Origin of the sequence: Acetobacter fabarum (assembly GCF_022483405.1) — a bacterium.
Taxonomy (GTDB): domain Bacteria; phylum Pseudomonadota; class Alphaproteobacteria; order Acetobacterales; family Acetobacteraceae; genus Acetobacter; species Acetobacter fabarum.
The window spans coordinates 1,217,659-1,231,267 of sequence record NZ_JAKVNI010000001.1; the positions used below are offsets into that span (position 1 = coordinate 1,217,659).

A 13,609-nucleotide genomic window follows, 5' to 3' on the forward strand; every position below is an offset into this window, starting at 1 on the left:
TTCAGGCACCGCCACAGACGGCGCACCATGGACCGGGCAGCCTTTTGGCCCTTGGAGCGTTAACAGGGGGTATGGAGCGGCCCAATGGCTGGATGCCGCCATGAGGGAGGTTTTATGGCAAGACGTACAGCTCAGGCAGTATTGCTTATGGGGGTCGCTTGTGCAGGCATGGCCCTGCCATATGCGCGCGCGCTGGCTCAGCCCCAGCATGTGGTGCTGGGGCCGGCCAATACACAGGCCCACCTGTACGCCAAAACAGCCGTGACCAGTATTGAAGGGAGCTTTGAACAGCTCAAAGGCAACCTGACCTACAACCCCGAGGACCAGAGCTGCCATGTGGAGCTGAGCATGGCTGTGCAGTCTCTCAAGGTCGGGTCGTCCGTGCTGCGGGGGATCATGCTTTCAGGCATCATGCTGGATGGGGACGACCACCCGAGCATGACGTTTGTCGGGGATTGCAAACCCACAATCCGCCAAGGCAAACCGCACACCCAGCTTGTGGGCCAGCTGAGCATGCGGGGGCAGACCCACCCGCTCACCTTTGATGTGGCCATGCATTTTACAGGCAATACCCTCACCCAGATCCAGAGTGATGCCACGTTTGACCAACGCCAGTGGGGGGTTAGTACGCTCCTGTATACAGTGGACCCCATGGTGCGCACGCAAACGCTTATAAACCTTGGCCCAAGCCCGGCCTGCCCGCCTGCCACACCCCGCTGAGTGCGGGGCCTGAGCAGCAGCCTACAGGTTTGCCTGTTCGTCCATGCCTGTGCGGTGGTGGGGAGGGATTTGCGGGCGGATGCGGAGGTAGGCATCCTCCTCCGTTTCGTCCGGTTCTATGCCCAGCCAGTGGGGTTTGCGCTTGATAACCCAGTCCAGCATATGGGCGCAAACCTTGCGGCACAGGGCAAAGTCCTCTGCCAGCAGGGCAATGCCCAAGGGGAGCATCCACAACCCCAGCACGGGCAGGAAGGAAAACAGCCCCCCTACAACCAGCAATGAGCCAGCAGGCAGGCGCAACCACTTCTGCCTCGGTTCGCGTAGCCAGAACAGCCAGCCCCGTGTTTTGTCCGGTAGCCGGACAAGCAGCAGCGCCATGCGGCGTTGGCGCAGGAGTTCGGTGGGGTGGGCCGCCCCGGTTGGGGTCCGTGCATCGGTCATGGTACAGATATGGGGTGTGAGCGGGGTGTTTGCAAAGGCACCTCGCCCCCCATATGCGCGGTGGTGTGGTGCCTACCTGGCAGGCTGCAAGGTCTGGAGGGACGTGCCAGCGGCAATGACCTGCATGCTCAGTGCCGGAGTGGGGGGGGCCAGAGTGCGTAGGGCTTCCAGCCCTTGGTGGAACAGCCGGACAACAATGTAGGGGCCATGTGCCGTGCGCCACAGCTCAAAGGCCAGCGTTGTGTTGGGGGCTGTGGGGTCTGGCTGGTCGGCAAAGGACCAGTCCAGCCCGTACAGCGTGGCCAGTGCATCCAGGTTGGTGTCGTGCCCGGCCAGCACGAACAGTTTTGTCTGCCCGGTTACTGCGGGCACACCCTCCACTGGTTTGCCGTCCAGCGCATTTTGCACGGCTGCGGCCATGGGGGCACCTTTGTGTGCGGCCAGTGTGGGCAGGCGGCGGACAAGCCAGCTTTCCTCCGTATGGAGGGGGAACACCTGCCCGATCAGGGTTGCGGGGTCATGCCCCCCAAACGGTTCGGCTTGTGCGGGCATGCCCTGTGTGTATTCCAGCAGCAGGTTTTCGGCCGCTGTGCCACCGGTGGCAATGCCGCCTTCCAGATGGGGTTTGCCCTTTTTCCATGCCAGCGTGGCTTTGTTGGCGCTCAGGCAGTGGGGGGTATCGGTTGTGCAGGCGGTGGGGGCCAGAACGGCCTGCAACGTGCTCATGCTGGCTTCCACCGTGGGGGGCAGGGTGCGCGCGCGCTGGTCAAACTCCCGCGTGATGGCGCTTTGTTCCTGCGTGCTGAGTGGTGCTGGTGAGCCTGCAAAAATGGGGTCTTCCTGCCCATCGGGCAGGCCGCTGGCGCGCAAGCCGCAGGCCGGTGCAAGCTGGTCGGCCCAGATGCTCCCGCTCTCGCGCGTGCGGTGGTCCTTGGCATCGGCCCATATGGCAATGCTGGCAGGTGTGGGGCAGTTGCTCTGCTGGAGCAGGCCCGCCAGCGTGTAGTGCTGGCGCACCAGCTCCACCATCTGGGCCAGTGCCTGCTTGCCGTGCTCGGTTAACTCACCGGGGGCTACGGGCCATTGTGCCCATGCGTGGCCGGTCTGGGCCTGCAGGGTCTGGGGTGGTTTGGTGGGGCTGCGTATGCCGTGGCGGGCAAGCAGTACCACCCGTTCCAGCACAGCTCCGTGCTGTGTGGAGGGAAGGGGGGCAGAGGGCGCTGCAAGGGTGGGCGTTGCCACAAACAGTGCGCAGAACAGGGCAAGGTGTCTCATGGTACGGTCATTGCAAGGTTAAAGAATACGCTGCGCCCGGGGTTGCGCCAGTAAAGGGGGGGGGCATAACCATAGCTCTGGTTTCCCGCAAAGTTGGTGATGGCGCGGTTGTTGAACAGAGTGCCAATTTTAAGGTTGGGCGTAATCTCGCGGAACACGCTGCCAGCATTGCGGATGCGCCAGCCCGGCGCAAGGTCGGCTGTTACGTTGCTGCCAATCTTGTACTGGTTGGCAAACTGTGTATTGCCTGCGGCGTTGGTCTCGCTGTTCAAGCCCCAGTGTTTGCCAATAATGGAAAAATAGGCCTCTTTTTCGCTCTCATAGAGCAGGCCAAAAGAAGCCAGCATATTGGGGCTGGAACTGGATGATGTCGTCCATGCTAGGCTCAGGACCTATTAATTTATTGAACTGGACGAACGGTTGTGATTCACAGGCTTACCGATGGAAGGTGGGCCTATGAGTGATGTGTTTATGCTATCTGAGCGCCAGATAGAGCGGATTGAGCCGTTTTTTCCTCTGGCGCACGGAGTGCCACGCGTGGATGACCGGCGTGTTCTGAGCGGGATCGTTTATGTGATCCGTAACGGCCTTCAGTGGAAAGACGCTCCGAAAGCGTATGGTCCGCACAAGACTTTATACAACCGCTTTATCCGGTGGAGCCGCCTCGGTGTTTTTGACAGGATCTTTGTCGCCCTGACAGAACAGGCAGGCCGTTCGAAGCGTCTGATGATCGATGCAACACATCTCAAGGCACACCGGACATCGGCGTCCCTGCTCAAAAAGGGGCTTTTTCCCGCCATATCGGACGGACAAAAGGCGGCCTGAACTCAAAGCTTCATGCCATATGTGATGGACAAGGGCGTCCTGTTCGCCTTCATCTGACTGCGGGACAGGTCAGTGATTTCAAAGGCGCTGATGCGCTGCTGTCGGACCTGCCGGATGAGACAGAGGAAGTCATCGGCGATCGGGGATATGACAGCAATAAAATCAGACAGTCTCTCGCAGAACGCAATATCACCGCCTGTATTCCGCCGAAGAAGAACCGGAAATCAAAGCCACCTTACAATTGGCATCTGTATAAAAAGCGCCATCTGATCGAAAACATGTTCGCAAAGCTGAAAGACTGGCGACGGGTGGCAACACGATACGACCGCTGTGCTCATACATTCATGTCCGCAATCCAAATCGCAGCAAGCTTCATCTTCTATCTTAAAGAATGAGTCCTGAGCCTAACTAGCGGAATAATGTTATTGTTGATGACGTTGCTTTGAATGCGCGACGTGGGTTCCTTAATACCCAGCGGCACAACCGTGGGGGGCAGGCGTATGGCATGGCCCAGAAGGGTCATGTGTTCGTCTGTATTCTTTTCTTTTGTTGTGCTGGCATGCCATATGGCTCTGGCACGCAGGAAGGTACTTTTGTGGCGTATATCCTGCTCAAGCCATTACTGGAATGCCTGCTGCTCGCTTGCGCAAAGGGGGGGGCTTTGTCCAGTCTGGCTGCCCATTGCGCCGCAGTCTCGTCAGGGCTGGTGCTTGCGAGAGTGGACAAGACGCGGGCGCTGCTCCACCTCAACGGTCATTTCCCTCTCTGATTGCGCATATTCTCTGGAAAGAAAAACAAGTGCGCGGGCAAGCTGTTTTTCTACAATATTTTCAGAAACATTCAATTGCGCGGCACATTCCTTTTGTGTCAGGCCACGTGCGCGGCGCAGAACAAAAATATCCCGGCAGCGGGCGGGAAGTTTTGCAATGGCTTTTTCAAGGAAGCGCATTTCCTGCCGGGCAGATACTACCTGCTCGGCGGAGGGGGCCGTATCTGCCAGCGTATCTGCCTGTATAAGAGCAAGGCTGGTAACCGGCACAACCCGTGCGCGCCTGTAATGCTGCATAACAAGGTTACGGCAGACCGAAACAAAATAGGCGCGCGGGTTGGTAATGGATGACCACTGCGCCTGCGCCATAACAACATAGGCTTCATGAATAATGTCGTCAGCTTCAATATTGGCGTAGCGGCGTAACCCGGCGCGGATATGGCCTTCATGCGGGAGAATATGGGTAGCCAGCCAGATGCTGCATTCGTCTGTCGTGTGTAACAATCGAACCCTCTGCCCCGCCGGTGTGGTTGATTGGCAGGCATGTAGCAAGCGCATACCCTGTGCAGTGTGACACTTGCATGACAAGGGGCGCCCGCTGGGGTGGCGTGCCTGCACGGTGGATGCGCGGCATTCACACCAACTGTACACATTATCCACAGGCTTATGCACCGGAGCATCCGCAGAATCTGTGGGCGAATCTAACGCAAAGGGCTTTTTTTGCGCGTCAATAGGGCCAGGGGGGCTGGGGAGAGCAGGGCCGCGGCCATGCCCGTCTGGGGTGCTGTGCCTGTTTTTACAACATGGCAGTGTTGCGTAATGGTTGGTCAGTTCGGGACTTGCGCGGCCAGTAAAGCAAAGTTTTCAAAAATAATAAATTTTTTAATGCTCTTTCTTTTGCATTCAACACCTTGAGAAACGTATTTTGCTAACCAGATATTGAGTTTGAATCCTTAATACTTTGGTGTTCAACATTTTCGGTCAGGATTGTTTTTATGCGTTTTAAGGCATCTCTTGCGGCAGTGGCCGCTCTTATGGTCAGTGCTTCGGCAGCGCATGCCGGGGCCATTCACACGGATTGGGAAAAGTTCAAGGCCGGGCGCGCCCTGCACCACCTGTCTGTGGATGGGCAGAAAGCCTTGCAGGATGTGCTGGTCGCGCGTGACCTGCTGGCGCAGGGCAAAACGGATGCTGCCATCCCCCCGATTTACGATGCGCAAAAGCGCTTTGTTGCGGCACAAAAGGATAACCGGCGGTTTTATGCGGCGGAAGACCAGTTGCAGCCTGCTCCCCAGCACCCTGTTTCTGCCACCCATAAGCCCACAACCGGCGCTGTGACGTGGATTCCCGTTGGTGGTGAGTTCATTCTGACCGAAACTCTGGCCCCCGATAAAAAAGCCGCTGCCCAGCAGGCCAACAAAGCCCTCAAGGCCGGGCAGAACGCGCAGGCCCAGCAGAACCTGCAGGTAGTGGGCGAAGATGCCGACTTTATTATCGCGCTTGCCCCGCTGGAACAGACCAAAAGCACCCTGTACCGCGCCCGGGTGCTGACCGAGGGCCGGCAGGCCGCACAGGCAAAGGAGGCACTGGACCAGCTGCTGGATAGCATTGTGTTTGTCTCGGACGATTTTGTGGACCAGTCCGCAAATGCCCAGTCCCCGGCACAAGCCCCAGCGCAGGCTCCGGCCAAGGCGGCAACTCAGGGGAGCGCTGCTGTAACGCCAGCCCCGGCTACGGTCCCCGCGCCGGCGGCTGCCCCCAAGGCCGATTCCGCTACGGGAAGTGCCCACTAAAAGCACTGATAAACCAAAGGCTTGTAAGAATAACACAAGGGGTGGCGAAAAAAATTTCGCATCCCTTGTTTTTTCGCTTGCTCTTTAATGAGAATCGTTCTTATTATCATCTTGTCGCGGTGATGAAGGCGTTTCTGCTGGTGGGGCAAGGGGCATCACCGCGACAATCTGTGGTTGTCGTGACTACCGTAAAAAACTATCCCCCCTAAACTTCCGGGCTGTTTTGCATCCCCGGTCAGTCCGGAAGGTTCTTTCTTCTCCTCCTACCCCTTGCCCTACCAGCACCAGACCCGCTCCTTGAGCGGGTTTTTTAGTGTTCGGGCACGGCCCTGTAGGGCACAACTCCACGCGCATTGCTGCCCGTATCCAGCACCCTGCCAGAAACAGGGAGCGAGCGGTGGCTGCATAGTTCCCGCCCACAGGCCCGGCATCCGGGGCCAATAGGTACAACCAATGTGTGGTCCGCCAGATCCAGCCCGGCGGCGTAAACGGTTTTTGCCGCATCTGCTATGGTGCAGCCCAGCACAATGGCAATCTGGCGGGGGCGGTCGGCGTAGCTCAGTCCTTCCCGCCCAACGGTGCGTGCAACATTCAGATAAATGGAATCATCGGTTGTCTGCGAAAGCTGGACCTGAATCTGCCCCGGTGTTGCAAAGGCGCGGAACACGTTCCACAACGGGCAGGGCCCACCAAAACGGGCCTGAGAAAAACGGTTGGCTGAAAAACTTTTAAGAATATTGCCAGCAATATCCAGTTTGAGAAAATAGAACGGAATCCCTTCCGCACCAAAGCGCTGCATGGTGCTCAGGCGGTGGCAGACCTGCTCAAAACTGACGCCAAAGTGGCGGCGCAGGTCGTCCACATCATACCGCATGCTCTGGGCCTTATGCAGGAAGCGCGTATAGGGCAGGATGAGTGCTCCGGCAAAATAATTGCCCAGATACACCCGTGCGAGTTCCTGCGCATTGCGCTCCTTTGGGCCTTCGCGGCGCAAAATGTCTGTCATCAGACGGGTGTGTTCCAACTGGCCTATAATCTGGGCCAGAAAAAACAGTGTGCTTTCCGGCGGCTGGTTATGGGGGAGCTGCACCTGGCGTTTATGCCGGTCAATCCGCCAGACCAGCCCGCGTTCCTGCATATCCGTATTATGGGTTATACCCAGCCCGTGCTGGTTGCGCAGGTGTTGGGCAAGGGCTACGTCCAGCGATGCATCCGTACTGATAAGACGTTCGTAAAATGCCTCGGCTGCACAATCAAGTTCATGAAAATAGTTGTTGTGGTCCTGCACCCAGTTACCAACGGCCTCGTAAGGTTCAAGCGGGGGTGTGCTGGCCAAGGGGGCGTGTGCGTGCCGCTCCTGTTCAAACGTGTATGCACGGTAGAGGGTTAAAAATGCCTCGCACAGTTCGGGGGTCTGGCGGGCGGCTTCCGCCATTTTGGTAAGTGGTAGTGGTGAGTTTTTAAAAATCGGGTCGGCCATGGTCTCGCGCAGTGCCTGCACGGCATGGGCTTCGCGCGTGTCGGCAAACCATGCGGGGCTCAGGGCAAAGCGTTCGCACAGGTTTTGCAAAAGGTGGTCGGGCAGAGGGCGGTGGTTGCGCTCAAGCTGGTTAAGGTAGCTGAGCGATACGCCAACACGTTCCGCCAGCACGGCCTGTGTCATGCCTTCGCGCTGGCGGAGCTGGCGTAGCCGGTTGCCAGCAAACAGCTTGGTTTTGGTTCTGGGCATGCTCACCAACCTTCACAGACTTTGCAACGGGCGCGAATTCCTTCGCTTCTTTTTACTCTTATTCCTCTGCTGCTTTACGCAACAGTCTGCAACTGTTTCCCCAGATCACAAGATGGCAAGGGCCGGAACAATGCAAAATCATGAAGTGCGCGTACACCCAGAGAGTGAACGCCTGAACCGCGCAGACCAACTGGCCTGGAAAATTGCACAGGTCGCGGCCGACCCGGTTGCGGTGGAACCTGCTGTGGCAGATATGATCATCAACCGCATGATTGACAATGCCGCCGTAGCCATGGCTTCGGTCAACCGCCATTCGGTCATGAGTGCCCGGACAGAAGCGCTCGCCCACCGCAGGCCCGGCGGGGCTACGGTGTTTGGCATGGGGCCGGATGTACGGGTCCATGCGGAGTGGGCGGCATGGGCCAACGGCACCGCTGTGCGCGAACTGGATTACCACGACACTTTTCTGGCGGCTGAATACTCCCATCCGGGGGACAATATTCCCGGTATTCTGGCCGTAGCGCAGCAGTGTAACCGCAGCGGTGCGGACCTGATCCGCGGCATTGCCACTGGGTATGAAATCCAGATTGATCTGGCCCGCGCCATATGCCTGCACAAGCACAAGATTGACCATGTGGCTCATCTTGGCCCATCGGTTGCGGCGGGTATTGGCACGTTGCTGCGCCTGCCGCCATCGGTCATTTATCAGGCTATCGGGCAGGCGCTGCATGTTACCACCGCCACGCGCCAGAGCCGCAAGGGCGAGATTTCGTCCTGGAAGGCATACGCCCCGGCCCATGCAGGCAAAATGGCTGTGGAATCAGTCGATCGCGCCATGCTGGGCGAAACATCTCCAACCCCGATCTATGAAGGGGAGGATGGGGTTATTGCATGGATGCTTGATGGTAAAGATGCGCATTACACCGTGCCCCTGCCGGGTATGGGCGAACCCAAGCGGGCCATCCTGTATTCTTTTACCAAGGAACATTCAGCCGAATACCAAAGTCAGGCGCTGATCGACCTTGCCTTCCGCATGGGCAAAAAAATCAGCAACTGGGAGGATGTGGAAGATGTGCTTATCGAAACCAGCCACCACACCCACTACGTGATCGGCACCGGCTCCAATGACCCGCAGAAGTTTGACCCACAGGCCACGCGGGAAACACTGGACCATTCCATCATGTATATTGTGGCTGTGGCATTACAGGATGGATGCTGGCACCACGTGCGCTCCTACGAACCCGAACGGGCGCGCAGGCCTGATACGGTGCGGCTGTGGAAAAAAATCCACACGATTGAAAAACCCGAATGGACACAACGCTACCATGAGAGCGACCCCGACAAAAAAGCCTTTGGCGGGCGTATTGTCATCCGCTTGAAAAACGGCACCGTGCTGGCAGACGAGCTGGCCGTGGCCAATGCCCATACGCTGGGGGCAACGCCGTGGCAGCGTGCGGATTACATTCAAAAGTTCCGCACCCTGTCAGAAGGTATTGTGGATCCGGCGGAAGTTGAGCGTTTTCTGGCCGCCGTGCAGCGCCTGCCAGAACTCGGGGCGGGGGAACTCCACCAGCTTGAACTGCATATTCCGCCACAGGACATGCAGATCAACAAGGTGGAAGGCATTTTCAACTTCGGCCAGTCTGCTCTGGGTGCCAAAAATACCCGGCAGACCGCGGCCCTCACGTCCTGACAGACACATAAAGACCAAGGCAGGGGAGCAACAGCAATGCACACCGAACTGCACCGCACAAAACCCAAAAAATCCGTGGCCCTGTCCGGCACCGTGGCGGGCAACACGGCCCTGAGCACCGTCGGCCATAGCGGGAATGACCTGCATTACCGTGGGTATGACATAAAAGACCTTGCCCGTGCCTGCACGTTTGAAGAGGTCGCCTACCTGCTGATTTACGGCTTTTTGCCCAACACGGCAGAGCTGGAAGGGTATAAACGCCACCTGATGAGCCTGCGCGATATTCCCGATATTGTAAGGGCTGCTCTGGAACGCCTGCCAGCTTCCACCCATCCTATGGATGTCCTGCGTACGGCGGTGTCCGTTCTGGGGTGTGCCCTGCCCGAGCGGAGCGACTGCCCCACCGCGGGTGCGCGGGAAATTGCGGACAGGCTGGTGGCCTCCACCGCATCCATGCTGCTGTATTGGTACCATTATTCCAACCACGGGCGGCGGATAGACACCCATACGGATGATGCCAGTGCAGGCGGGCATTTTTTGCACCTTCTGCATGGGACCACTCCCCCCGATAGCTGGGTGCAGGCCATGCACACATCGCTCATCCTGTATGCCGAACATGAGTTTAACGCTTCCACCTTTGCCGCGCGTGTTGTGGCGGGCACCGGGTCGGATATGTATTCCGCCGTAACGGCCGCCATTGGTGCGCTGCGTGGCCCCAAACATGGGGGTGCGAACGAGGTGGCGCTGGACATCCAGCAACGCTACCACACGGCGGACGAAGCCGAGGCGGACATCCGCCGCAGGCTGGAGGCCAGGGAGGTGATTATCGGCTTTGGCCACCCGGTGTACACTCTGGCCGACCCGCGGAACGAAATTATCAAGGAAACGGCAAGGGACCTCTCCCGCCGCAACGGCACCATGCGGCTCTATACCGTAGCCGAGCGCATAGAGCGGGTTATGGCTGAACAGAAAAAGATGTTCCCTAACCTCGACTGGTTCAGTGCTGTTTCCTACAACGCCATGAACATTCCCACGGCCATGTTCACGCCTGTTTTTGTCATGGCCCGTGTGACCGGCTGGTGCGCGCATATTATGGAGCAGCGCATGGATGGAAAAATCATCCGTCCCTCCGCCAATTATACCGGGCCAGACGCCCGCCCGCTCATCCCTTTGCGTGAACGCGATGGACTGGAGTTCGCCGCATGACCTATCTGGTAGGCAAGGACCTGCCCGCAACGCCTGCGGGCCAGCGTTTTAAGGACATGATGCACCGCAAGGGCATTATGCAAATTCCCGGTGCACATAACGGGCAGGCGGCCCTGCAGGCAAAGGACTGTGGGTTTGGCGCGCTCTATCTTTCGGGCGCGGCCATGACCGCCAGCATGGGGCTGCCGGACCTTGGTATTATTACCATAGACGAGGTGTGTTTTTTCATCCGTCAGGTTGTGCGTGCCACGGGCCTGCCCGTGCTGGTGGATGGGGATACCGGGTATGGTGAAACCCTGAACGTGATGAACATGGTCCGCGCGTTTGAAGAGGCCGGGGCCGCCGCCGTGCATATTGAAGATCAGGTTCTGCCCAAAAAATGCGGACACCTGAATGACAAAAAACTCGTCTCCCCTCAGGAGATGGCGCAAAAAGTGGCCGCCGCCGCCCGGGCCCGGCGCGATATGGTGGTGATTGCGCGCACGGATGCCGCTGGCTCGGAAGGGCTGGACGGCGCGGTAGCCCGTGCACGGCTGTATTATGAGGCTGGGGCAGACGCCATCTTCCCCGAGGCTTTGATATCGGAAGATATGTTCAGGGAGTTTGCGCGCCGCCTGCCTGATGTGCCCCTGCTGGCCAATATGACCGAATTTGGCCGGTCCCCCTATTTTACCGCCTCCGAGTTCGAGGCCATGGGGTACAGCATGGTCATATGGCCGGTCAGTTCCCTGCGGGCAGCCAACCGGGCACAGGCGGACCTGTATGCCACTATTGCCCGCACGGGGGGCACACAGGCCATGCTTGAGCGGATGCAAACCCGCGAGGAGCTGTACAAAACGCTTCGGTATTATGATTATGAAACACTCGATGCAGGCATTGTGGCCACGGTTCTCCCGCACATTGGACAGCCCGACCGCAACGCAGCCTGAAAACCGCAGACTTCTGTCCCACACAAACAACAAGAACAGGGGATACAAGACCATGACGGACCAAACACTCATCCCGGCGCGTGCCTACCCCCATTACCCGGCCATTATGTCTCCGGAGCAGTTGCAGGCCATGCGTGAACATGCCCGGCGCGACCCGGACGGGTTCTGGCTGCAACAGGCGCGGCGCATCCACTGGTGCTCGCGGCCCACACAGGGCTTTGCCGGCAGTTTTGAAAAAGACGTGTCCATAAGCTGGTTTGCAGATGGCACGCTGAATGCGTCGGTCTGCTGCATAGACCGCCACCTGACCGAGCGGGGCGACCAGGTTGCCCTGATCAGCCAGCGCGAGGCCGCAGGCCGCTCGGAAAGCCTGACCTACAAGGACCTGCACGAACGGGTCTGCCGTCTGGCCAATGCCCTGACCCATCTGGGGGTGGAAAAAGGGCACCGCGTGGCCATCTGCCTGCCTATGGTGGCAGAGGCGGTTGTGTCCATGCTGGCCTGCGCGCGCATTGGTGCGGTGCATGTGGTGCTGTTTGGCGGGTTCTCGGCCGAGGGTATTGCCGAGCGTCTGGTGGATAGTGGGGCTGTGGCTGTTATTACCGCCAATATGGCATGGCGTGGCAACAAGCCTGTGGCGTACAAGCAGAGCATGGATGAAGCCCTGCGCAAGGCCGGGGGCAATAGCGGCGTGCACTCCATGTTGGTCGTGCGCACATCGGAAGAAGCCGTGCCCATGCTGCCGGGCCGGGACTACGATTTTCATGATTTTGTAGATAATTTTGAGGCAGATTTTGTGCCCGCCGTCATGCGGGCGGAAGACCCGCTGTTCATGCTTTATACCTCGGGTAGCACGGGCAAGCCCAAGGCGGTTGTGCATGCAACGGGTGGGTATATGGTCTGGGCGGCCTACACCATGGGCATGGTCTATACCCATCAGCCGGGCGATGTGCTGTGGTGCACGGCGGATGTGGCTTGGATTACGGGGCACACCTCGGTTGTGTATGGCCCGCTGGCCAATGGTGGCACCACCATGATCTCGGACAGTCTGCCTACTCACCCCCAGCCGGGGCGGTGGTTTGAACTGATTGATGAATACAAGGTGAGCATGCTCTTTACCGCGCCCACAGCCGTACGCGCCATGATGGCCGAAGGCGATGCGGTGGTGAACCGGTATAACCTTGGCTCCCTGCGCCTGCTGGGTGTTGCGGGTGAACCCATAAGCCCCGATGCGTGGCTGTGGTACCATGATGTGGTGGGCAAAAAACGCTGCCCCGTGGCCGATACGTGGTGGCAGACGGAAACCGCAGGCATTGTGCTTGGCCCCATACCCGGTGTGCATTCGCTCAAGCCCGGTTCGGCCACCATGCCCCTGCCGGGGGTGGAAATGGCCATACTCGACCCGCGGGGTAAAGTGGAGCAGGGTGCTGCGGAAGGTGCTTTGTGCATTGCGCGCTCATGGCCCGGTCAGGCGCGCACCATATGGGGTGACCATGCCCGCTTCTGCCAGACGTATTTTGCCCTTGCACCGGGCCTGTATTTTACAGGCGATGGCGCAAGGCGGGATGAGGACGGGTATTACTGGATAACTGGCCGCATGGATGATGTGATCAACATTGCCGGGCACCGCCTTGGCACGGCAGAGGTGGAGGACGCTCTGGGCGCGGACCACAGGATTGTGGAATGCGCGGCCGTGGGGGTGGAGCACCCGGTCAAGGGGCAGGCGCTGGTTGTGTTTGCCATCCCCCGCAAGGATGTAACCTCCGGGCTGGATGAGGAGGGCATAAGCCGCCTTGTGGTGCAGTTGATCGGGCGGTACGCAGCACCGGAGGCGGTGTATCTGGTGCCCGATCTGCCCCGCACACGCTCTGGCAAAATTGTGCGCCGCCTGTTGCGCAAGATCGCAAGTGGGGATACCAATGAACTGGGTGATCTGTCTGCCCTGAGCGATCAGTCCATTGTACCCATGCTGCGCGAGCGCGTGTGGGGGCAAATGGCCTTTGGGCAGCCAGAAGCAGTGCAGGCCCGAGCCTGAGGCTTGGTGGCCAGCACGCAGCGGAATCTTGCTAAGCGCGGCAAGACCGGGGGGGTCGAGGCGGTAACGCCCCGGCCCTTCTGCTTATTCAGGCCATAGCCTGCGCGTGGGTCTGGCGTATTCGTGATTATTCCTGCGTGGCAAAGCCAATGGCGGGCATGCCACAAGGTGGGTAACCGGCAAGCAGGAGTACC

The 13,609-nt window shown here is 58.9% G+C and carries 12 protein-coding genes; 7 read left to right on the forward strand and 5 right to left on the reverse strand.

All coding sequences use genetic code 11. The annotated features are described in order from the left end of the window. Nucleotides 1–114 precede the first annotated feature (114 nt). A complete protein-coding gene (locus LKE65_RS05830; RefSeq protein ID WP_278740722.1) occupies nt 115–720 on the forward strand; it encodes a YceI family protein in 606 nt (201 codons plus the stop codon). A 21-nt stretch (nt 721–741) separates the two neighbouring features. Here LKE65_RS05830 and LKE65_RS05835 read toward each other — a convergent pair whose 3' ends face one another. From LKE65_RS05835 to LKE65_RS05845, 3 genes are all read right to left on the reverse strand, one after another. Further along, nucleotides 742–1,161 carry a hypothetical protein gene (locus LKE65_RS05835; RefSeq protein ID WP_086645773.1) on the reverse strand — a complete coding sequence of 140 codons (420 nt, stop codon included), beginning with the start codon at nt 1,159–1,161 and terminating at the stop codon, nt 742–744. A 72-nt stretch (nt 1,162–1,233) separates the two neighbouring features. Continuing rightward, complete coding sequence (locus tag LKE65_RS05840; protein WP_278740723.1) at nt 1,234–2,436, reverse strand: histidine-type phosphatase; 1,203 nt, start codon at nt 2,434–2,436, stop codon at nt 1,234–1,236. Next, complete coding sequence (locus LKE65_RS05845; RefSeq protein WP_278740724.1) at nt 2,433–2,783, reverse strand: hypothetical protein; 351 nt, start codon at nt 2,781–2,783, stop codon at nt 2,433–2,435. The genes LKE65_RS05840 and LKE65_RS05845 overlap by 4 nt, the downstream gene beginning before the upstream one ends. Before the next feature lie 109 nt (nt 2,784–2,892). On the opposite strand from LKE65_RS05845, the gene LKE65_RS05850 reads away from it, so the two are divergent. Next, nucleotides 2,893–3,656, forward strand: a protein-coding gene (locus tag LKE65_RS05850) for an IS5 family transposase (protein ID WP_278740088.1) whose coding sequence is annotated in 2 segments (ribosomal slippage) — nt 2,893–3,235 and nt 3,235–3,656 — 765 coding nt in all. Because the reading frame shifts where the segments join, the coding sequence is not laid out codon by codon here. A 302-nt stretch (nt 3,657–3,958) separates the two neighbouring features. Here the strand turns inward: LKE65_RS05850 and LKE65_RS05855 are convergent. Continuing rightward, on the reverse strand, nt 3,959–4,534 hold the full coding sequence (locus LKE65_RS05855; RefSeq protein ID WP_253530222.1) for an RNA polymerase sigma factor: 576 nt from the start codon (nt 4,532–4,534) through the stop codon (nt 3,959–3,961). Between the two features lie 491 nt (nt 4,535–5,025). Between LKE65_RS05855 and LKE65_RS05860 the strand changes: the two genes are divergently transcribed. After that, complete coding sequence (locus tag LKE65_RS05860) at nt 5,026–5,823, forward strand: YfdX family protein (protein ID WP_278740725.1); 798 nt, start codon at nt 5,026–5,028, stop codon at nt 5,821–5,823. Between the two features lie 310 nt (nt 5,824–6,133). Here LKE65_RS05860 and LKE65_RS05865 read toward each other — a convergent pair whose 3' ends face one another. Next, nucleotides 6,134–7,552 carry a helix-turn-helix domain-containing protein gene (locus tag LKE65_RS05865; protein WP_278740726.1) on the reverse strand — a complete coding sequence of 473 codons (1,419 nt, stop codon included), beginning with the start codon at nt 7,550–7,552 and terminating at the stop codon, nt 6,134–6,136. Nucleotides 7,553–7,682: 130 nt separating this feature from the next. Here LKE65_RS05865 and LKE65_RS05870 point away from each other — a divergent pair, with 130 nt between their 5' ends. From LKE65_RS05870 to acs, 4 genes are read left to right on the forward strand one after another with little or no spacing between them, the layout of a single operon-like run. Continuing rightward, a complete protein-coding gene (locus tag LKE65_RS05870) occupies nt 7,683–9,245 on the forward strand; it encodes an MmgE/PrpD family protein (RefSeq protein WP_278740727.1) in 1,563 nt (520 codons plus the stop codon). A gap of 36 nt (nt 9,246–9,281) precedes the next feature. Further along, nucleotides 9,282–10,451, forward strand: coding sequence for a bifunctional 2-methylcitrate synthase/citrate synthase (gene prpC / locus LKE65_RS05875; RefSeq protein WP_086645780.1), 1,170 nt, complete (start codon nt 9,282–9,284; stop codon nt 10,449–10,451). Further along, nucleotides 10,448–11,380, forward strand: a complete 933-nt coding sequence (gene prpB, locus LKE65_RS05880; protein ID WP_086645781.1) for a methylisocitrate lyase — start codon at nt 10,448–10,450, stop codon at nt 11,378–11,380. The genes prpC and prpB overlap by 4 nt, the downstream gene beginning before the upstream one ends. A 52-nt stretch (nt 11,381–11,432) precedes the next feature. Then, a complete protein-coding gene (gene acs / locus LKE65_RS05885) occupies nt 11,433–13,415 on the forward strand; it encodes an acetate--CoA ligase (RefSeq protein ID WP_278740728.1) in 1,983 nt (660 codons plus the stop codon). Nucleotides 13,416–13,609: the final 194 nt, after the last annotated feature.